This is a genomic window from Bradyrhizobium sp. RDM12 (assembly GCF_051917485.1).
Classification (GTDB): Bacteria; Pseudomonadota; Alphaproteobacteria; order Rhizobiales; family Xanthobacteraceae; genus Bradyrhizobium.
The window spans coordinates 2,866,738-2,887,153 of the sequence record NZ_CM133064.1; the positions used below are offsets into that span (position 1 = coordinate 2,866,738).

13 protein-coding genes and 3 pseudogenes are annotated in these 20,416 nt (G+C 65.0%); 14 read left to right on the top strand and 2 right to left on the bottom strand.

Features of this window, described 5'->3' with window-relative positions; genetic code table 11:
* Nucleotides 1–11: 11 nt before the first annotated feature.
* Nucleotides 12–587, bottom strand: coding sequence for a TetR family transcriptional regulator (locus tag ACTGJ9_RS13960; protein ID WP_456677511.1), 576 nt, complete (start codon nt 585–587; stop codon nt 12–14).
* A gap of 152 nt (nt 588–739) precedes the next feature.
* On the opposite strand from ACTGJ9_RS13960, the pseudogene ACTGJ9_RS13965 reads away from it, so the two are divergent.
* The 12 genes and pseudogenes from ACTGJ9_RS13965 (at nt 740) to ACTGJ9_RS14020 (ending at nt 15,165) form a co-directional block, all read left to right on the top strand.
* Nucleotides 740–2,181: pseudogene (locus tag ACTGJ9_RS13965) on the top strand (MATE family efflux transporter).
* Nucleotides 2,182–2,477: 296 nt separating this feature from the next.
* Nucleotides 2,478–3,271, top strand: a pseudogene (locus ACTGJ9_RS13970) (MetQ/NlpA family ABC transporter substrate-binding protein).
* Nucleotides 3,272–3,402: 131 nt separating this feature from the next.
* Complete coding sequence (locus ACTGJ9_RS13975) at nt 3,403–4,437, top strand: putative FMN-dependent luciferase-like monooxygenase (RefSeq protein WP_456677512.1); 1,035 nt, start codon at nt 3,403–3,405, stop codon at nt 4,435–4,437.
* A 25-nt stretch (nt 4,438–4,462) separates the two neighbouring features.
* Complete coding sequence (locus ACTGJ9_RS13980; RefSeq protein WP_456678522.1) at nt 4,463–5,062, top strand: CMD domain protein; 600 nt, start codon at nt 4,463–4,465, stop codon at nt 5,060–5,062.
* Nucleotides 5,063–5,076: 14 nt separating this feature from the next.
* Nucleotides 5,077–5,655: an alkylhydroperoxidase domain protein gene (locus ACTGJ9_RS13985; protein ID WP_456677513.1), complete on the top strand. Its 579-nt coding sequence runs from the start codon at nt 5,077–5,079 to the stop codon at nt 5,653–5,655.
* Nucleotides 5,656–5,716: 61 nt separating this feature from the next.
* Nucleotides 5,717–6,874: an ABC transporter substrate-binding protein gene (locus ACTGJ9_RS13990; RefSeq protein WP_456677514.1), complete on the top strand. Its 1,158-nt coding sequence runs from the start codon at nt 5,717–5,719 to the stop codon at nt 6,872–6,874.
* 53 nt (nt 6,875–6,927) lie between these two features.
* Nucleotides 6,928–8,751: an ABC transporter permease gene (locus ACTGJ9_RS13995; RefSeq protein WP_456677515.1), complete on the top strand. Its 1,824-nt coding sequence runs from the start codon at nt 6,928–6,930 to the stop codon at nt 8,749–8,751.
* Complete coding sequence (locus tag ACTGJ9_RS14000; RefSeq protein ID WP_456677516.1) at nt 8,751–9,599, top strand: ABC transporter ATP-binding protein; 849 nt, start codon at nt 8,751–8,753, stop codon at nt 9,597–9,599. The genes ACTGJ9_RS13995 and ACTGJ9_RS14000 overlap by 1 nt, the downstream gene beginning before the upstream one ends.
* Nucleotides 9,596–10,336: an ABC transporter ATP-binding protein gene (locus ACTGJ9_RS14005; protein WP_456677517.1), complete on the top strand. Its 741-nt coding sequence runs from the start codon at nt 9,596–9,598 to the stop codon at nt 10,334–10,336. The genes ACTGJ9_RS14000 and ACTGJ9_RS14005 overlap by 4 nt, the downstream gene beginning before the upstream one ends.
* Before the next feature lie 103 nt (nt 10,337–10,439).
* Nucleotides 10,440–11,504 carry a HoxN/HupN/NixA family nickel/cobalt transporter gene (locus ACTGJ9_RS14010; RefSeq protein WP_456677518.1) on the top strand — a complete coding sequence of 355 codons (1,065 nt, stop codon included), beginning with the start codon at nt 10,440–10,442 and terminating at the stop codon, nt 11,502–11,504.
* A pseudogene (locus ACTGJ9_RS14015) lies at nt 11,485–13,772 on the top strand (TonB-dependent receptor). Before ACTGJ9_RS14010 ends, ACTGJ9_RS14015 begins: the two are co-directional and overlap by 20 nt.
* Nucleotides 13,773–14,001: 229 nt before the next feature.
* Complete coding sequence (locus ACTGJ9_RS14020) at nt 14,002–15,165, top strand: IS4 family transposase (RefSeq protein WP_456677519.1); 1,164 nt, start codon at nt 14,002–14,004, stop codon at nt 15,163–15,165.
* A 61-nt stretch (nt 15,166–15,226) separates the two neighbouring features.
* Here the strand turns inward: ACTGJ9_RS14020 and ACTGJ9_RS14025 are convergent, their stop codons facing one another.
* The gene (locus ACTGJ9_RS14025; RefSeq protein ID WP_456677520.1) at nt 15,227–16,738 is read right to left on the bottom strand and encodes a helicase HerA domain-containing protein; all 1,512 of its coding nucleotides are present in this window, start codon (nt 16,736–16,738) and stop codon (nt 15,227–15,229) included.
* Between the two features lie 327 nt (nt 16,739–17,065).
* Here ACTGJ9_RS14025 and ACTGJ9_RS14030 point away from each other — a divergent pair, with 327 nt between their 5' ends.
* Both ACTGJ9_RS14030 and ACTGJ9_RS14035 read left to right on the top strand, forming a co-directional pair.
* Complete coding sequence (locus ACTGJ9_RS14030; RefSeq protein WP_456677521.1) at nt 17,066–18,130, top strand: ketopantoate reductase family protein; 1,065 nt, start codon at nt 17,066–17,068, stop codon at nt 18,128–18,130.
* Nucleotides 18,131–19,153: 1,023 nt separating this feature from the next.
* The gene (locus tag ACTGJ9_RS14035; protein ID WP_456678523.1) at nt 19,154–20,377 is read left to right on the top strand and encodes an MFS transporter; all 1,224 of its coding nucleotides are present in this window, start codon (nt 19,154–19,156) and stop codon (nt 20,375–20,377) included.
* Nucleotides 20,378–20,416: the final 39 nt, after the last annotated feature.

The window sequence follows — 20,416 nt, forward strand, 5'->3', positions numbered from 1 at the left end:
ATCAGTCCGAACTATTGCCCATTGGCAATGGCGACCGCGGCCTCTACCGTATTGTCCAGGATCTCTTCGGACAATTGCTTGTCATTGACCGCCCGTGACAATTGCAATGCGCCGATCATGGTCGCATAGATCGTGGTCGCTTTGCGCCGACGCTCCTTCGCGGTGCCCTGCCTGATCTGCTCCGCCATCAGCACGATGATGTCGGCGACCTTGCCGGTGAAGGCATCGCGTGTCGCCTTTGGATGCCGCGCGATCTCGGCGACCAGCGCGGCGGCCGGGCAGCCGGTGGCGGCGCGGTCGCGGTGCCGTGCCGAGAGATAGTCGCGGATCGTGGTCTCGAGCGCGATGCCGTTTTCCAGATTGGCCTTGTGCCGCTCTTCGCGCCGGGTGAGCGCATCGGTCAGCACTTCCCGCACCAGATCCTCCTTGGAGGCGAAGTGCGAATAGAAGGCGCCGTTGGTGAGGCCCGCCTCTGACATGATGCCGGCGAGGCCGACTGCGGCTATTCCGCTCTCGCGGAACTGCGCCGAGGCGACATCGAGGATGTGCCGGCGGGTTTCGTCCTTGTGTCCCTTGTCATAGCGCATGGGCCTAACTCCTCCTGTCTGCCTGCCTGGAAGTACCGGCCACAGGATCGTGAGCGACTTGCTATTGCATTACGATCATAATAAAGAATTATAAGCGTAATGCAATGGGTGACGCGCCGGCGGCAGCCCCGAAAGACAACAGGACCTCAGGAATGTCAGTCGAGGACGTCGCCGCACCGTCTTTGCCCGCAATGGAAGCCCCGGGGCGCAGCGCGGTTGCGCCCCGCAGCGCGCCAACATCCGCCGATCAGCGGCGCGTCGCGCTCCTGACGGCACCGATCCTGCCGACGCTGCTCAAGCTCGCGCTGCCGACCGTGACCGTCCTGGTGGCGCAGACCGCGGTCAACATCGCCGAGGCCTATTGTGTCGGCTATCTCGGCACCGATGCGCTGGCCGGTGCGGCGCTGGTGTTTCCGATCTTCATGCTGATGACCATGATGTCGAACGGCGGATTCGGCTCCGGCGTCGCCTCGTCGGTGGCGCGCGCGGTCGGCGCAGGCCGCCGCGACGATGCGGATGCGGCACTGTTCCACGCCATCGTGCTTGCGATCATCGCAGGCGCGCTGTTCACGCTCGGCGTGCACTTCGGCGGCCCGGCGCTGTTCCACGCGCTCGGCGGCCGCGACGGCGCGCTCGACGCGGCCATCACCTATTCGAGTTATCTGTTTGCTGGCGCGATTCCGTCTGGATCGTCAACCTCCAGGCGGCCGCGCTGCGCGGCTCCGGCAACGTCAAGGTGCCGGCGCTGGTGACGCTAATCGGCGCGATCGTTACGATTCCGGTCTCGCCGCTGCTGATCTTCGGCTTCGGACCTGTCCCAAGTCTCGGCATCGGGGGCGCCGGCATTGCCTTCGGCCTCTATTACGGGGCGGCCATGCTGTTCCTGCTGCGCTATATGTCTTCGGGCGCATCAGGCCTGAGGCTCCATATCGTGCCGCTGCGCGCAAAGATCTTCGGCGACATGTTGAAGGTCGGCATCCCGACCGCGTTCAATGCCGTGCTGACCAACGTCACCGTCATCCTCGTCACCGGCGCGGTTGGCCTGTTCGGCACCTCCGCGCTCGCCGGCTACGGCATCGCCTCGCGGCTCGACTACATCATGATCCCGCTGCTGTTCGGCATCAGCACGGCCACCCTGACCATGGTGGGCGTCAACATGGGCGCAGGACAGACCGCGCGGGCGCAAAGGATCGGCTGGGTCAGCGGCGCCGCCGGCCTGATCATGACCGGCTCGATCGGTCTGCTGGTCGCGATCTTTCCGGCAGCCTGGCTATCTCTTTTCAGCCACGACGCCGACGTCGTGAACGAAGGCATGGCGTACCTGCGTATCGTGGCACCAGCCTATGCCGCGCTGGGCTTCGGCTTCGTCACGTCCTTCGCAGCGCAAGGCACGGGACGGGCGATGGGTCCGCTGCTGTCCGCGGTGGCGCGCATCCTGATCGCAGCAGGGGGCGGCTGGATTGCGGTTGCGTATTTCGGCGCGGGAATGACCGGGCTCGCCGTCATGGTAACGGCGTCGCTCGCCGCCTATGCCGTGATCTGCGTGCTGATCATGCTGTCGCCCTCGACCTGGCGCGCCGCGCCGCGCGGGTAACGCCGATCAGCGGATGCTGGTGGCGCCGGACTGCCATCACGGACGGTTCAGCGCGGCGAACTTCAGGGCGGCAAGGGCGGTCATGGCGGATCTCCTTGGGGATCGTGCCGCCATTCTCGCGTTCTCGACGCGAGTTTGCCGTGATACACCTTGCGCTTGTCGCCAAGGCAGTTCGTTTCTCATTTGCCGCCGAAATGGAGAAGCGTTGTTCGGCGCAGGCGGGAAATATGGATTTCCATTTCATTGATTTCGCTTGGCGGAGAAGCGAATACGGTTCCAATCATTGCCGCTGAGTTATGGAGACCAAGATGTCGCTTCGCCCCGCCCTGATCCTCGCAACCGTGCTCGCCGCTTGGTCGGCGGCAGCAGGTGCCGAGACCATCAAGATCGGCGTAACGCCGGGCCCGCACGCGCAGATCTTCGAGGCGGTGAAGCCGGTTGCCGCCAAGCAGGGGCTCGACATCCAGCTCATCGAGTTCTCCGACTATGTGGTGCCGAATGCGGCGCTCGATTCCGGCGACATCCAGGCCAATTCGTTCCAGAACCAGCTTTATCTCGACAACCAGAAGGCCGACCGCGGCTACAAGATCGAACAGGTCGGCCTCACCGTGAATTTCCCGATCGGCGTCTATTCGAAGAAGCACAAGGCCTTTGCCGACATTCCCGAGGGCGGCAAGATCTCGATTCCAACGATCCGACCAATGGGGGCCGCGTGCTGCTGCTGCTCCGCGACAAGGGTGTGATCAAGCTGAAGGAGGGCGTCGGCTTCAGGCCGACCGTGCTCGACATCACCGAGAATCCCAAGAAGCTGAAGTTTATCGAGGTCGATGCGGCGCAGGCGCCGCGCGCGCTCGACGACGTCGACGCGGCCGCGATCAACACCAATTATGCAACCCAGGCGGGCCTCGATCCCGTCAAGGATCCGATCCTGCGCGAGGACCCCAAGGGCCCCTATGTCAACCTGATCGCGGTGCGCAGCGCCGACAAGGACAAGCCCTGGGTCAAGACCCTGGTCGACAGCTATCACACGCCCGAGGTGAAGGAGTTCATCCTCACCAAGTTCAAGGGCGCGGTGCTGCCGAGCTGGTAGGCAATCTGCCTCGCCGAGGTCCAGCGCAGGAGACCGATCCCGGCGGGCAGCCTTGCGCATTGTCTGCTTGTCTCGGGCCACGGCAACCGACATCATCGGGGCCGTGGCCATCCTCGCCCGACAGGGGTCGTATGAAACGCTTTGCAAACCTGAAACGCCTGGGATTTTTCACGCGGCTGCTCGATGAAGCCCCGCCGGCGGAGCGGTATCGCTTCGCCGCCGAGCAGATCGTGCGGGCCGAGAAGGCCGGTCTCGATTCCGCGTGGATCGCGCAGCACCATTTTCACGAGCGCGAGGGCGGACTGCCGTCGCCCTTCACCTTCCTCGGCTATGTCGCGGCCCAAACCTCGCGCATTCGCCTCGGCACCGGCATCGTCACCCTGCCGCTGGAGAGCGCCGTGCGGGTGGCGGAAGACGCGGCGGTGCTTGATCTGCTCTGCAACGGCCGGTTCGAGCTCGGGGTCGGTACCGGCGGCAACCTGTCCGCCTTCGCGGCCTTTGGCCTCGACGGCACAGAGCGTAACGAGATCTTTGCGCGCAATCTGGAGATCGTCCGCAAGGCGCTCACCGGCAAGCCGCTCGACGGCGGCGACACGCTCTATCCGCAGCGGCCGCAATTGGACAAGCGCATCTGGCAGGCAACATTTTCGGTGGCAGGCGGCGCCCGCGCCGGCAAGGCTGGAGACGGCCTGCTGCTCTCGCGTACCCAGCCGCGGGCCAAGGACGCGCCAAAAGCCACGCTTGCCGAGATCCAGAACCCGATCATCGACGCCTATCTGGCGGCGCTGCCGTCGGGCGCCGAGCCGCGCATCATGGCGTCGCGCAGCGTGTTCGTTGCCGACGATCATCGCGAGGCCCTGCGGCTCGCCGATATCGGGCTGCGCCGTGCGCTGCCGCAGTTCATGAAGAGCGGTCACCTTCCTCCCGGCGAGACGCTGGACGAGATGATCACGGCGTTCGACACCCATGTCGGCGGCGCCGACGAGGTCATTGCCTCGCTGCGAACCGACGCCACGCTGGAGCGCGTGACCGATCTGGTGTTCCAGGTTCACTCGGTCGATGCGCCGCACCCCTATGTCCTGCGCTCGATCGAGCTGGTGGCCGACAAGGTCGCACCGGCGCTGGGGTGGAGCCGGACGGCGCCCGGCGTGGCGCTGGCAGGCTAGTTTTTGGATTGTACGAGGCCTTATGATGAGTACGCCTGACATCATCGATACGCTCGCCGGGATCAAGCCGGGATCGGCGCTTGACGCCATTCGCGCACGGCGCCTGCAGGCGCGCGAGAACGCGCAGAAGAGCTATCTCTCGCTGTTCGAGCCGATCGACGCCGGCGACGTCTCGCTGCTCGAACGCGCCGCGGTCGCGGCCTTCGTGACCGGGCTCCATGGCGAGTCCCCCGTTGCCACCTTCTATCGCGAGAAGCTTGCAGCGACCGCGGGTGGCGCGGACCTGCTTCAAGCGATCGATGCCGAGATCGCGCGGGGCAAGACCTCGGGTCCGTATGGCTCGTTTCCGGCGGGTCCACTGTCCGTCGAGAACACAGCCGGTCTCATTTACCGCGTGAGTGCAGCGAGCAAGTCCGTTCTCGGTACCAGGCTCGTCGCGGCGCTCGAGCACGCGCATCTCCTGGTGTTCCGGCCGCGCGATGCGGCGTCCACCGACATGAAGGCGTTGCTGGCCGCCGACTGGTCGAACACCGGCATCGTCACCTTCTCCCAACTCGTCGCGTTCCTGTCGTTTCAGGTGCGGGTCGTCAGCGGCTTGCGCACGCTCGCCGCGGCGAGCGCATAGGAGGAGACCGCATCATGAGCGCCACCGTCAATCCGCCCGTCGTTTTCACCCAGGATGAACTCGGCTGGGTCTCCTGGATCGAGCCGTTGCCCGAGGCCGAGCTCACCGAGCGGCATTTCGCCGGCCTTGTCGATCGCGCCCGCGCCAAGTCGGAATATTTCCGCCTGCTGGTGCGCGATCCCGAGGTGCTGGAAGCCCGCACCAAGACCGACAAGGACATCTTCTACAACACAACCGACGGCCTGCCGCGCGCCGAGCGTGAGCTCGCGGCGGCTGCGACCTCGCGCTACAATGGCTGCATCTATTGCGCCTCGGTGCATGCGCGCTTCGCCAGCACCTATTCCAAGCGCCGCGACGACGTGCAGAAGCTGCTCGACGAAGGCGTCAGCGCCGATCTCGGCGAGCGCTGGAATGCCGTGGTCAAGGCGTCGGTGGCGCTGGCATCGACGCCGATTGCGTTCGGTCCTGATAACATCGCGGAGCTGCGCCGCGCCGGTCTCGACGATGCCGAGATCGTCGACGTCATCAACGGCGCCTCGTTCTTCAACTGGGCGAACCGGCTGATGCTGTCGCTCGGCGAGCCCTCGAAATAGCCGGTCTCACCGGCACAAGAACTGCTGCTTGTTTGTAACACCTGACAGGATGGAGCCTCGCATGAGCAACATCAATCGCAGAACCCTGGTCAAGGGCTCGCTCGCCGCCGCAATCGCGGGAACGGCGCTTTCGCGCGCCGCCTTTGCCGACAGCGCCGAGCCGATCCTGCTCGGCGTCAGCGGTCCCCTCACGGGACCGAACGCGCAATATGGCGCGCAATGGAAGCAAGGCTTTGATCTCGCGCTCGACGAGATCCTGGCCGGCGGCGGCATCAACGGCCGCAAGCTCGCCTACAGCTTCGAGGACAGCCAGAGCGACCCGCGCCAGTCGGTGGCGATCGCGCAGAAATTCGTCTCCGATCCCCGCATCGTCATGGAGCTCGGCGATTTCTCCAGCCCCGCCTCGATGGCGGCCTCGCCGATCTATCAGCGTGGCGGCCTCGTGCAGTTCGGCTTCACCAATTCGCACCCCGATTTCACCAAGGGCGGTGACTTCATGTGGAGCACGTCGGTCAGCCAGGCCGACGAGCAGCCGCTGCTGGCGGCCTATGCCGTGAAGAAGCTTGGCCTGAAGAAGCTCGCTGTGCTGCACCTCAACACCGACTGGGGCCGCACCAGCCGCGATTACTTCAACAACGCCGCCAAGGAATATGGCGCGGAGATCGTCGTCACCGAAGGCTATATCGCCGAGGAGCGCGACTTCCGCTCCACGCTGGTCCGCGTGCGCGACGCCAATCCGGACGGCCTGATCCTGATCTCCTATTATTCGGACGGGGCGCTGATCGCGCGCCAGGCGCGCCAGGTCGGGTTGAAGCAGACGATCTGCGCCGCGAGCTCGGTCTACTCGCCGAAATTCCTCGAACTCGGCGGCGACGCCGTCGAGGACGTCCATGTCGGTACGCGCTACTTCCCTGAGGATCCGCGTCCCGAGGTGCAGAAATTCATCGCCGGCTTCAAGAAGAAGTACAATGGGGTCGAGCCCGATGCCTTCAACGCCTACGCCTATGACGCGATGAACATGGCGGCCGCCGTGGTGAAGATCGGCGGCACCGATCGCAAGGCCATCCGCGACGCCTTTGCCAAAGTGAAGGACGTCCCGAGCGTCATTTTCGGCACTGCGACGTTCGACGTCGCCAGCCGCCGCGTCAAGGGTGCGATGAATGCCGAACTCGTCGTGCGCAAGGGCCAGTTCGCGCTTTGGGACGGCAAGCCGACCTGACATGATGGCCGGGGCGCCAGCTTCGGCCGCTTTTCTCTCATTGGGACCTTCGCGTGTCTTCCTGGCTCGACTACACCATCAACGGGCTGATCGTCGGCAATGTCTACGCCCTCGTTGCGGTCGGGCTCGCGCTGATCTTCGGCGTCAGCCGGCTGATCAACTTTGCGCAGGGATCGATCTATCTCGTCGGCGCCTATATCGGCTGGGTCGCGGTTGTGCAGCTGCATACGCCGCTGCCGCTCACCATCATCTTCGTCGCGGTGGTGGCTGCGCTGGTCGGGCTGATCATCGAGCGGTTCGGCCTGCGGCCGCTGCAGAACTCGGTGCGCATCGCACCGTTGCTGGCGACGATCGGCATCAGCTTCGTGCTCGATCAGCTGGTGATGCTGACCTTTTCGCCCAATCCGCGCGCGCTGCCGAGCCAGTTGCCGGACGTGCGCTTCCAGGTCGGCGGCGGCACGATCGGGCCGCTTGATCTCCTCATCGCCGGTGTCGGCATCTCCAGCGCGCTCTCGCTGTTCGTGTTCCTGCGTTACAGCAAGCTCGGCTGGGCGGTGCGCGCGGCCTCGCAGGACCGCGACGCCGCGATGCAGATGGGCGTCGATGTCAACCGCGTCAATCAGGCGGTGTTCGGCATTGCGGCTGCGTTGGGCGGCGTCTCCGGCCTGCTGGTCGGCATGTATTACAACCAGATCGACACCGCGATGAGCCTGCAGGCGACGCTGAAGGGCGTCGTCGCCGAGGTGGTCGGCGGCGCCGGCAACGTGCCCGGTGCTGTTGTCGGCAGCATGCTGCTGGGACTGGTCGAAAGCTACGGCGTCGCCGTGTTCGGGACCAGCTACCGCAATCTGTTCGCGTTCCTGCTGCTGGTCGTCGTGCTGGTGCTGCGGCCGAACGGCCTGTTTGCCAGCGCCCGGCAAGCACCGCCCGAACCGCTCACCGGCACGTTCATCGCGCCGAGCCGGCCGGTGCGCATTCCGCGCTGGGCCTTGCTGGCCGCGCTCGCGGCGTTCGCGGTCCTGCCGGTGCTTCCGGTGTCCTTCTACGTGCTCCAGACCCTGATCAACGCCTGGCTGCTCGGCATGCTTGCGCTGAGTCTTACGCTGGTTGCCGGCACGATCGGACAGGTTTCGCTGGGGCACGCCGCGCTGCTCGCGATCGGCGCCTATACGTCGGCGCTGCTCTCGCTGACATTGGCCGTTCCCGTCGGCCTCGCGATCATCGCCGGCGGCCTGATGAGTGCCGCGCTCGGCACGATCCTGATCTCGCCGTCGTTCCGGCTGCGCGGGCATTACGTCTCGATCGCAACCCTCGCCATCGGCGAGATCGTGTCGCTGGTGATCTTGAACTGGGAAAGCGTCACCCGCGGCCCGATCGGCATCTCCGGCATCCCGCCGCTGTCGCTGTTCGGCTACGATCTGATCAGCCCCACGTCCGTGTACTGGTTCAGCTTTGCCGTGATGGTCGCGCTGGCGTTGCTCCAGACGCGTCTGCTCTCATCGCATCTTGGCCGCAGCTTCCGCGCCATCCGCGACGACGATATCGCCGCACGCGCCTATGGCCTCAGCCTGAACCGCTACAAGTCGCTGGCCTTCATCTTCGGCGGGTTCGCCGCCGGCATCAGCGGCGGTATCGCCGCGCATCTTTATTCCTACATCAACCACGAGACCTTCAACACCCAGCAGTCCATTCTGGCGCTGACCGTCGTGATCCTCGGCGGTCTCGGCAATGTCGTCGGAGCCATCGTTGGCGCGGTCGCGCTGGTCGGCCTGCCGGAGGTGTTCCGGATCGCGGCGGAGTATCGCATCCTGATCTACGGCATCGTGCTGCTGCTGCTGGTCCGGTTCAGGCCGCAGGGCCTGTTGGGGACGATCTGATGGCGGAGGCGCATGCACCGCTGTTGTCCCTGCGCGGCTTGACCCGCCGCTTCGGCGGACTGACAGCCGTGGACGGCATCGATCTCGATCTCGCCACGGGCGGGCTCGTCAGCATCATCGGCCCGAACGGCGCCGGCAAGACCACGCTGTTCAATCTCGTGACCGGGCTCGATCGGCCCGATGCGGGCGAGGTTCGGTTCGAGGGACAGGACATCACTGGCCTCTCGCCGGAACGGCTGGCCGCCCGCGGCATCGCGCGCACGTTCCAGCTTGGCCGCGTTTTCGGCAATCTCAGCGTGATGGACAATGTCCTGATCGGCGCGCACACTCGGCTGCGCGCGGTCAGGCCGGCTGTGCCCGTGATCGGCCCGTTGTTCGAATTGGGGCTCGCGCTGCTCCGTCCCTCCAGCGTCAAGGCCGAGGAAGAGTGGCTGCGCGAAGAGGTCAAAACCATTCTCGCCCGCTTCGGCGAGCGGCTGCTGCCGCGGATCGACCAGCCCGCCTACAGCCTGTCCTACGCCAACCGCCGCCGCGTTGAGATCGCGCGTGCGCTGGCGCTGAAGCCGCGCCTGCTGTTGCTGGACGAGCCGACCGCCGGCATGAATCCGAGCGAGACCGCGGAGATGCAGGGCCTCATCGCCGAATTGAAGGCGGAAGGGCTGACTATCCTTCTGATCGAGCACAAGCTGGAGATGGTGATGCGCCTGTCCGACCGCGTCATCGTCATGGACGAGGGCAAGAAGATCGCGGAAGGGCCCGGCGAAGATGTGCGCAACGATCCCAAGGTGATCGAGGCCTATCTCGGTCACGGCCTGTCGGGAACGGCGGAACAGGAGAGCGCGGCATGACCACGAGCGCACCCGAAACGCTGCTGGCGCTGACTGATGTCAACACCTTCTATGGCCAGGCCCAGGTGCATTTCGACCTGTCGATCAGGGTCGGCCGCGGCCACATCGCCTGCCTGCTCGGCGGCAATGCCAGCGGCAAATCGACGACGATGAAGATCATCCTGGGCCTTGTGAAGCCGCGCTCGGGCGAGGTGACGTTCGACGGCGCCTCGCTGATCGGGCTGACCACGCCGCAGATCGTCCGCCGCGGCATCGCCTCGGTGCCGGAGGCGCGGCGGTTGTTCGGGGATATGAGCGTCCGCGAGAACATTTTGATGGGCGCTTTCGTGCGCAATGATCGCGAGGCGATTGCGCAGGATCTCGATAAGATGCTGACGTTGTTCCCGAAGCTCGGGCAGCGGCTGTCGCAGCGCGCGGGCTCCTTGTCCGGCGGCGAGCAGCAGATGGTCGCGATGGCGCGCGCGCTGATGGGCCGTCCGCGCATGATCGTGATGGACGAGCCGACCATGGGCCTGTCGCCGCTCTATGTCGATCGCGTGCTGGAGCTGATCCGCACCATCAACCAGGAGGGCGTCTCGGTCTTCATGGTCGAGCAGAACGCCAGCCTCGCACTCGAGATCGCGCACGAAGCCTATGTGCTCCAGACCGGCAGGATCGTGCTGTCGGGATCAGCGCGCGTGCTGAAGGACGATCCCCGCGTGCGCGACGCCTATCTCGGCGGCTCGGAGGCGGCGTAGGCGGGCATGCACGAAAATCGTCCCGATCGCGCGGGATTGCACTGGTCCGTATGATCATTCTATGGAAAGATCATACCGTTGACGCAACGAGGCGCGCGGCGGGATGAGTTTCGTGACGAAGTCTTTGCGGGCGGCCCAGCCCGGATTGGTGCTGCTGTTCGGCGGGCTCGTCGCCGCAAATATTGCCGCATGGGCCTTGGCTTTTCTGGCGTTCGGCGACCGGCCCGCGGTGATGGCGACCGCGCTGCTGGCCTGGGTGTTCGGCCTGCGCCACGCCGTCGATGCTGATCACATCGCCGCGATCGACAATGTCGTGGGCAAGCTGATGCAGACAGGCGATACGCCGCGCAGTGTCGGCCTCTATTTCGCGCTCGGCCATTCCACTGTTGTTGTGATCGCGACCGTGCTGCTCGCGCTGGGCGTCGTCAGCCTTGGCGGCGACAGCCTGCTCAAGAATCTCGGCAGCCTGATCGGCACCTCGGTGTCGGCGCTGTTCCTGCTCGTCATTGCCGCCATCAACCTCGCCATCTTCGCCGGGCTGTGGCGAGCGTTTCGCGCGGCGCGCGAGCAGGGCGTTCATGACGCGGCCGGGCTCGACGCGCTGCTTGCCAATCGCGGATTTCTCGCCCGCCTGCTCGGCCCGATGTTCCGCCTGGTGACAAAACCCTGGCACATGTTCCCGCTCGGATTGCTGTTCGGGCTCGGCTTCGACACCGCGACCGAGATCGGCCTGCTCAGCATCTCCGCCACCGAAGCGGCGCGCGGCGCGTCGCTCGCCGATATCCTGGTCTTCCCTGCGCTGTTCGCATCGGGCATGGCGCTGGTCGACAGCGCCGATTCCGCGCTGATGGTGAGCGCCTATCGCTGGGCCTTCGTCGATCCCATGCGAAAGCTCTGGTACAACCTCACCATCACCGGCGCGTCAGTCGCGGTCGCGCTGTTCATCGGCGGCATCGAGGCGCTTGGCCTTCTCGCCGACCGGCTTTCGCTTTCCGGCGGCGTGTGGGCGCTGGTCGATGCCCTCAACGAGTCGCTCGCGAATGTCGGCTTCGCGGTGATCGCGCTGTTCGTGATTGCCTGGCTCGTCTCAAGCCTGCTCTACCGCCGCATGTTCGCAGATGCGCGCGCCGCGACGCCAGATGGTCTCGATGCGACCGAGGCGGCCTGAACCCGGCCGCGGTTGCGTCGTTCTCGCGGCGCTCCCGGCCTTCGTCTTTGTCGCCGCTGACCGCAATGCCTTCGCGCAGACCGAACTGCCGCCGATCCAAATTAGCGGCGGCGAGGCGCCGCATCGCAAGAAGTCGTCCACGCCGCGACCCACTGTCAGGCCCGCAGCGGCGCCCCGCCATGCCGTCGCCCCGCCGACGCCTGCTTCTGCAGGCATCGCCTCCGGCGCCAAAGGCGCACCAAGCATGGCGAGCGAGCTCACCATCTCCGGCGAGGCGCTCAATGCGCGCATCTTCACGCGGCCGGGCGAAGCTCTCGAAGCAGTTCCAGGCCTGATCGTCACCCAGCATTCCGGCGAGGGCAAAGCCAACCAGTATTTTCTGCGCGGCTACAATCTCGACCACGGCACCGATCTCGCCATCACCGTCGATGACGTTCCCGTCAACATGCGTACCCACGCGCATGGCCAGGGCTATGCGGACCTGAACTGGCTGATCCCGGAAACCATCGGCGCGATGGATGTGCGCAAGGGGCCATATTTTGCCGACGAAGGCGATTTCGCTTCGGTCGGCAGCATCCATATCGGCCTGGTTGACCGCACCGAAAGCGACCTGGCGCAGGTCACCGTTGGCAGTTTTGGCTATCGCCGGCTGCTCGGTATGGACTCCGCCAAAGTCGGCGGCGGTTCGCTGCTCGCGGCCGGCGAGATCGGCGCCTATAACGGCCCGTGGGACAATCCGGACAAGGTGCGGAAGCTCAACGGCCTCCTGCGCTACACCCGGGGCACCGCGATCGACGGCATTTCCGTCACCGGCATGGCCTATGCCAACAAATGGAATTCCACCGACCAGGTGCCGCAGCGCGCGATCACGAGCGGTTTGCTCGACCGCTTCGGCTCGGAGGATCCGAGCGACGGCGGCGACACCAACCGCTTCGCGCTGTCGGGCCGCGTCGCGCAGAGCGACGATCTCGGCTCCTGGAAGGCCAACGCTTACATCGTGAAGAGCCAACTCGACCTCTTCAACAACTTCACCTACTTTCTCGGCGATCCCGCACTCGGCGACCAGTTTCATCAGCACGACGACCGCCTGATGGCCGGCGCCAATATGTCGCGCACGCTGAACGGCTCGTTCGCGGGCCTGCCGATGCAGACCACCTTTGGCCTGCAATCGCGCTATGATGCGATCGATCTGGCGCTGACCAACACCTTCCAGCGCGGCTTCCTGTCCAATGTTCGCAGCGACAAGGCCGGCGAGGGCAGCGTTGGAATCTTTGCCGAAAACACCGTGCGCTGGACCGACTGGCTCCGGACCACGGTGGGCTGGCGCGGTGACTACTACGCGGCCGACGTGACCTCGCTGTTCAACGCGAGCAATTCCGGGCGCGTCGATGCCTCGCTCGGCAGCCCCAAATTCAGGATGGTGCTGGGCCCTTTCAACCAGACCGAATTCTTCCTCGGTGCAGGCTATGGCATGCATTCGAACGACGCCCGCGGCGCGACCACGACGGAAGACCCGAGCGATCCCGCCACAAAATCTCGCCGTCGCCGCTCTTGGCGCGCACGCGCGGCGCGGAGGTCGGCGTTCGCACCAAAGTTATTCCCGGCCTCGACTCGTCGTTCAGCGTCTTCATCCTCGACCAGGATTCCGAGATCCTGTTCTCCGGTGATGCCGGCGACACCGAGGCGACGCGGGCCAGCCGCCGCTATGGCTTCGAATGGACCAACCATTATCGCCCGAAATCCTGGATCGACATCGACGCCGATCTCGCGATGACGCATGCGCGGTTTCGCGGCACTGACGATGAGCAGGCCGCGGTCTACGCTTCGCTCGCCGGCTATCCGGAGGCGCAGATCGGCAACTCGCCCGGCAACTACATTCCGAATGCGCCGCCGATGGTCGCCTCCGCCGGTATCACGCTCGGCGAACAAACCGGTTGGTTCGGTGGTTTGCGCTGGCGTTATCTGGCGGCGAGCCCGCTGACCGAAGACAATGCGTTCCGCTCGTCAGCGACCAGCATCTTCAATGGCCGCCTCGGCTATCGCGCCGACAATGGCTGGCGCATCCAGCTCGACGTGCTCAATCTCTTCGACACGCATGCAAACCAGATCACCTACGCCTATGGTTCGCTGCTCAAGACCGATACGCTCACCAATCTCTGCATCGGCGGCGTGGCGCCTGCCGCTGTCTGCCAGAACGGCGTGATGGACTACGTGCTGCACCCGGTCGAGCCGTTGACGTTTCGTCTGACCGTGGCTGGGACGTTCTAGTGCCGCAGGCTCCGTAACCTCTCCCGCTTGCTTGCAGGAGAGGTCGCGCCGAAGGCGCGGGTGAGGGCTTTCTCCTCTTGGGGAGTCCCACTGTGGAGAGACCCTCTCCCCAACCCTCTCCCGCGAGCGGCAGGGCTGTCCGGGGAATGATTCACTGTGTCGCGGTGCATGCTCGGCAAAACCGAGGCAAATCGGTTTTTTCTGGTTGTCGAGACACAGAAGGCCGAGCTTGCGATTTCGTGATAGCATCTTTAGTAGGCTGCTTGAACCGATCGATCGGCGGCAGTTCCAGACGGCTGTGGATCGTCTGGACGGGGATGCCTATGACAAGTCGTTCAAGAGCTGGGATCACCTGGTGACGCTGATCTATGCGCAGTTGAGCGGGAACAACAGCCTGCGCGCCGTGGTGACCGGCTTCAACGCCAATCCCCAGCACCACTATCATCTGGGCACCGGCACGTTGTCGCGCTCGACGCTGTCGGATGCCAATGCCCGCCGCCCGCCCGGCGTTTTTACGCAAACTTTTGCCAGACTGTCGGCGATGGCGAGCCGGCAGTTGCGGAGCGAAGGCCAGGAGATGGTGCGACTGATCGACGCCAGTCCGATCCCGCTTGGCAAGGTTTGCACTTGGGCGACGTGGAACGGGCGCATCCGTGGCATGAAGCTGCACGTGGTCTACGATCCCAAAGGCGATGTCCCGAAGTGCGTCGAGGTGACAGATGCGAACGTCAATGACATCGAGATCGGTCGCCATGTCCCTATCCAGGCCGGCACAACGTACGTGTTCGACAAGGGATATTGCCGCTTCGACTGGTGGAAGAAGATCAATGACAACAAGGCCTTTTTCGTCACCCGGGCGAAGACGAGCATGCGTCTTCGCAAGATCAAGGGATGCACTAATCGCAAGTGCAAGGGCGACGGCTTCAAGGTCATCGCCGATGACGAGGTGAAGCTCACCAGCAAGGGCGACTCGCGGCTGCCAATACCGCTGCGGCGCATCAAGGTCAGGCCGGAGAACGGCGGCGTGATCACGCTTCTCACCAACGATATGACCCGAACGGCCGTCGAGATCGCCGGCCTCTACAAGTGCCGGTGGCAGATCGAACTCCTATTCCGCTGGATCAAGCAGCATCTCGACATCCGCAAGTTCCTCGGCACCAACGATAATGCGATCCGCCTGCAAGTGCTTGCTGCGATGATTGCCTACCTGCTGCTACGCATCGCTGCGCGGGCCAACTGCATCAAAATGCTTCCCCTCAGGCTGGCCCAACTTGTCGGCCAGTTCCTGTTTACCCGCCGATCCATCGCAACCATCGATAAGCCGCCTCCCATCAACCCCAGCCGTCGACAATCCAGAACATCACCCGACCAGATGGAGCTCTGCTATGCCTGAGTTTCCCCGGACAGCCCTGCGCGAGCGGGAGAGGAGCGCACCACCTTCGTGGTGCATAAATTTAAGCCGACGCCGCGCTCGGCACTGGCTCCACGGGCTGATCGTCGCCATTGGGATCGCCCGGGGCGGTCGCCCAGGCCAATTCCACCAGCGTCACGAACCTGCGTCCGCCGCCGTCGAGCTGGACGACGATCAGGCCCTGCTCCTCCATATAGCCGAGCAGGCGCTGGGCCCGGCGCAGCGAATGCGAGCCATAGGCGCGCGCGATCGCGGCATCGCCGGGGCAGGGCCAGCCTTCCTTGGCGGCGCGGGCGATCATCATGAATACGCCCTGCATGTCGTCGGGCAGGATCGAGGCGCGCAGCGTCACCTCCTGCCAGGCATCGTCCTCGGCGATATCAGCGCCGAGGCCGGCACGCGCATGTGTCAGCATGCGGCGGAATTCGCCGAGGTCGGGCACCGCCGCGCCAAGACCCTCGATGCGGCAGCGGACTACGAATTCCTGATAGAGCACGCCAATGGCGCGGAAGCCGGCATCGGGCGCAGCCAGCACGGCACGCAACGTCCGATCCACGCGCTCGCGCCGATCTGCGAGCTCTTCGGCACTGACCGGGACCTCGACCACCTCGAGGCTGACCTCGGGCGCCGCTGCCTTGGCCGCGCGGAGCTGCTCGAGCAGATCAGGCGCCGGCCGGCGCTGTGCGCGGGTTGTCTCCAGGGGCGGCGCGGCGAGGATCACGGCGCGGGCATCCTCCAGCGCCGCTTCCGGCATCGGCAGCAGCCGCGGCGTCGAATTGCGCGGGGAGGTCGCGGTCGGGCCGATGTTCAGCCGCAGCGGACGGCGTGACAGCGCAGGGCCCAGCGCCAGGAATTGTCCGCGTTCGAGATCGCGGAAGGCTTCAGCCTGCCGCCGCTCCATGCCGAGCAGATCGGCGGCGCGCGCCATGTCGATGTCGAGGAAGGTCCGGCCCATCAGGAAGTTCGAGGCCTCGGCCGCGACGTTCTTGGCGAGCTTTGCCAGGCGCTGGGTCGCGATGATGCCGGCGAGGCCGCGCTTGCGGCCGCGGCACATCAGATTGGTCATGGCGCCGAGCGAAAGTTTGCGCGCTTCGTCGGACACTTCGCCCGCGACCGCCGGCGCAAACAGCTGTGCCTCGTCGACCACCACCAGCATCGGGTACCAATGGTCGCGTTCCACGTCGAACAGGCCGCCGAGGAAGGCGGCCGCGCGCCGCATCTGGTTCTCGGCATCCAGCCCTTCGAGATTGAGCACGGTGGAGACCCGATGCAGCCGGACGCGTTCGCCTGCGACCTGAAGGCCGCGCTCGGTGTGATCCTCGGCCTCGATCACCAGATGGCCGAAGTGCTCGGCCAGCGTGACGAAATCGCCTTCGGGGTCGATGATGGCCTGCTGCACCCAGGGCGCGCTCTGCTCGAGCAGGCGCCGCAACAGATGCGACTTGCCGGAGCCGGAATTGCCCTGCACCAGGAGACGGGTCGCCAGGAGTTCCTCGAGGTCCATGGCCGCCGCGGCGCCCGCCGTGGTCAACCCCATCTCGATCGCAACCGTCATGTCCGACTCAGGCCCTTCCATTCGCGGACAGCGGCTTACCAATCGGATCGGGATGCGTCGAGCGAAACAGGACCCATCGCGCCGGATTGCCCACGGTGGATTTCAGTCGAGATCTGAAAGCCGTGGACGTGCATGCCGGCGCGTGGCCCGAATCGTCGAGGATTTCAAATTTCGGCAAAACAGCAGTCGCTTGAGAGCAACCCGGCCGTCGGACCTTCCGGGATGCGGAATATCCAGTGCGTCCTTGTATGCATTATCCCAGTTGCCATGCCTGGCGGGTTTGCCTTAGATGCGGCCGACACATCCGCGGATGTCGAGGGAACGAACATGGCGCGTAACGTTCTGATTCTGGGAGCTTCCTACGGCTCGCTGCTAGGCACCAAGCTGCTGATGGCCGGGCACAACGTGACCCTGGTCTGCCGCGCCAAGACCGCGGAGCTGATCAACCGCGACGGGACCGAGGTGCGCATCAAGCTGCGCGACGAGGCCGTGCACCGGGCGATCTCCTCGCGCGACCTGCCCGGCAAGCTCGACGCGGTCACGCCGCAGAATGTCGACGTCTCCCGTTACGATCTCGTCGGCCTTGCGATGCAGGAGCCGCAATACACCAACCACACGGTTCGCATGCTCATGGCCAAGATCGCCGCGGCGAAGCTGCCGTGCCTCTCGATCATGAACATGCCGCCGCTGCCTTATCTCAAGCGCATTCCGGCGCTCGCCGACATGGATCTCGAGGAGGCCTACACCAATGCGCAGGTGTGGGAGCGGTTCGAGCCGGGGCTGGTGACGCTGTGCTCGCCCGATCCGCAGGCCTTCCGTCCGCCGGAAGAGGCGGCGAACGTGCTGCATGTCGGCCTGCCCACGAATTTCAAGGCCTCGGCCTTCGCCGACGAGAAGCACAACAAGGTGCTGCGCGAGCTCGAGGCGGACATCGACGCGGTGACGCTCGCGGGCCAGGACGTGCCGGTAAAGCTCAAGGTGTTTGACTCGCTGTTCGTGCCGCTGGCGAAATGGTCGATGCTGCTCACCGGCAACTACCGCTGCATCACCCCGCACGAGCCGCAGTCGATCCGCGACGCCGTGCACGGCGATCTCGCGCGGTCGCAGACGATCTACGACCACGTCGATGCCATCGCCCGCCGCCTCGGCGCCGATCCGCAGGACCAGGTGCCGTTTGCGAAATACGCCAAGGCCGCCGAAAGCCTGCTCAAGCCGTCGTCCGCGGCGCGGGCCGTGGCCAGCGGTGCGCCGTTCATCGAGCGCGTCGACCTTCTGGTGAAGTTGATCTCGCATCAGATCGGCGCGCCCAATGCCGAGATCGACCGCACGGTCGATACCGTCGACCAGAAGCTGAACGAGAAGATCGTGCAGGGCGGATCTGGCGGGCAGTAGCGGCGCACGTCGCGTGATCAGGTCGGGATGCCCGGGCGACGGGCAAAACAGCTGCAAGGGCTGTCAACCCGCGTTGGCGAAAATATTCCACTTTACCGAAATTCGGAAATGGCGTATGTGTCGTCCATCCCGGCTCATCCTTGAGGGGCGATCGTACGTCGTCACTGATTGCGAGTCGGGCTTGCGGTGGACGCGGCAGCGTCGGCACGAGGGGTGCGGGCAGGGCGGGTAGTCCCTGTGAGTCCGAAACCGCGTGTGGATGAGCGGCGCTGTTAGTTCGTCTCGCCAACATTCTTGCGGCGCGTGTGCACACTGCTGCGAGACCCTGTGGCATCAGGCGAGCGTGCGTACGGCAAAACCGTGTGGTCTTGGCCGTCGTCGCTACGGTCAAGCCTTTGCGGAGGTGCAGGGAGCCCAAACGGGTGAAGTGCATCGTCAATTCGCAGGGCGAGGGAGGCCAGAAGGAACTCGGCTCCCGGGAGAGCACGGCATAAGCCGTCAACCCACTGCGCAGGGAAGGCCGAGTGATTGGCGCCACCTGTATGCTGCTGTGCGGTTTTCCTGTGCTACGTTTCGCGCAGCAGACCGCGGGTGCGAGGTCGGCACCCGGCCTTCCCTGCGCCCTCTTGGACAAGAGGGTGAGTGATCAAGCAAAGCTCGGGCGATTACGCCGCGAGGATGCGAAGGCGTGTCTGCAATTCAAAATGCAAACTGAAAGAGCGAGACTGCCGCCTCATACTCCGTCATTGCGAGCGCAGCGAAGCAATCCAGAGTCTTTCCGCGGAGGGATTCTGGATTGCTTCGCTGCGCTCGCAATGACGATGTGGAGACTGCGCGCCTGGCTTTTTTCGGTAAATGGATGTTGCGACGCAACGCAGTCATGCGGTTAAATCGGGCACGCAATCACCTGGGAATTCGAGAGTGTCGTCGGGAAACGAGCAGGCCAGGCCTTTTCAAGCTCAGCCTCTTCAGGCAGAGCCGTTCAGCGTCAAACGCGCAGCACTGGCCGCCACCGTCGGCAACATGCTCGAGTTCTACGACTTCATCACCTACAGCTTCTTTGCGATCCAGATCGGCCACACCTTCTTCCCGACCGGAAGCGAGTACGGCAGTCTGATGCTGTCCCTTGCGACCTTCGGCGCCGGGTTCGTGACGCGGCCGATCGGTGGCATCGTGCTCGGCATCTATTCCGACCGGATCGGGCGGCGGCCGGCCATGCTGCTGAGCTTCGCGCTGATGGGGGCGGCGATCCTGACCATCACGTTCACGCCGTCCTACAATACGATCGGCATCGCTGCGCCCGTCATCGTGATCGCGGCCCGCACGGCGCAGGGATTTGCACTCGGCGGCGAGGTCGGGCCGACCACCGCCTACCTGATCGAGATCGCCCCAATCGAGCATCGGGCGCTGGTGGTGGCATGGCAGCCGGCGAGCCAGGAGATCGCCGCAACGGCGGGGGCGCTCGTCGGCGTCATCCTCAGCAAGATGATGGCCCCGGAGATGCTGGATGCCTATGGCTGGCGAGTGGCGTTTCTGATCGGCGCGGTGTGCCTGCCGTTCGGCGTCTGGATGCGCAGGACGATGCCGGAGACGATCCCGCAGGCTGAAGCCGGTGTCGCGGCGAAAGAAGGCGCGGGCCATTTCTCGCAGGCCCGCAGTCACACCGGCCTGATCGTGCTGGCGCTGATGGTTCTGGCCAGCGGCACCATCTCGACCTATGTGACGCAATACATGACGACCTATGCGCAGAACACGCTGCATGTCTCGTCGACACTCGCCTTCGCTGTGTCGCTCGTCAGCAACGGAATTCAGTTTGCGGGTGCACTGGTCGGCGGCTGGCTCGCCGATCGTCTTGGCCGCAAGCCAGTCATGATCTGGCCGCAGCTCGCAACGCTGCTGCTGACCTATCCGGTCTTCCTGTGGATCGTCCATGCGCCCGGCACGCTGTCGCTGCTGGTCGGCTTCGGCGTGCTCTCCGTCATCGGCTCGCTGCCTTTCACTGCGTTCTATGCGACGTTCACCGAGGCGCTGCCCCAGAACATCCGCGGCGGCGTGTTCGCCACCGTCTACGCGGTCGCGATCGCGAGCTTTGGTGGCACGGCGCAGCTCGTGGTCACCTGGTTGCTCCATGTCACCGGCGATCCGCTGGCGCCGGCCTGGTACCTGCTGCTTGCCGCGATCATCGGACTTGTCGCGATGAGCCTGATGCCGGAGACTGCGCGTGTGACGCAGCGCGATCGGATCTGAAAGGTCCGGCGCTCGCAGCCTGGTGATTTGCGTTTCGCC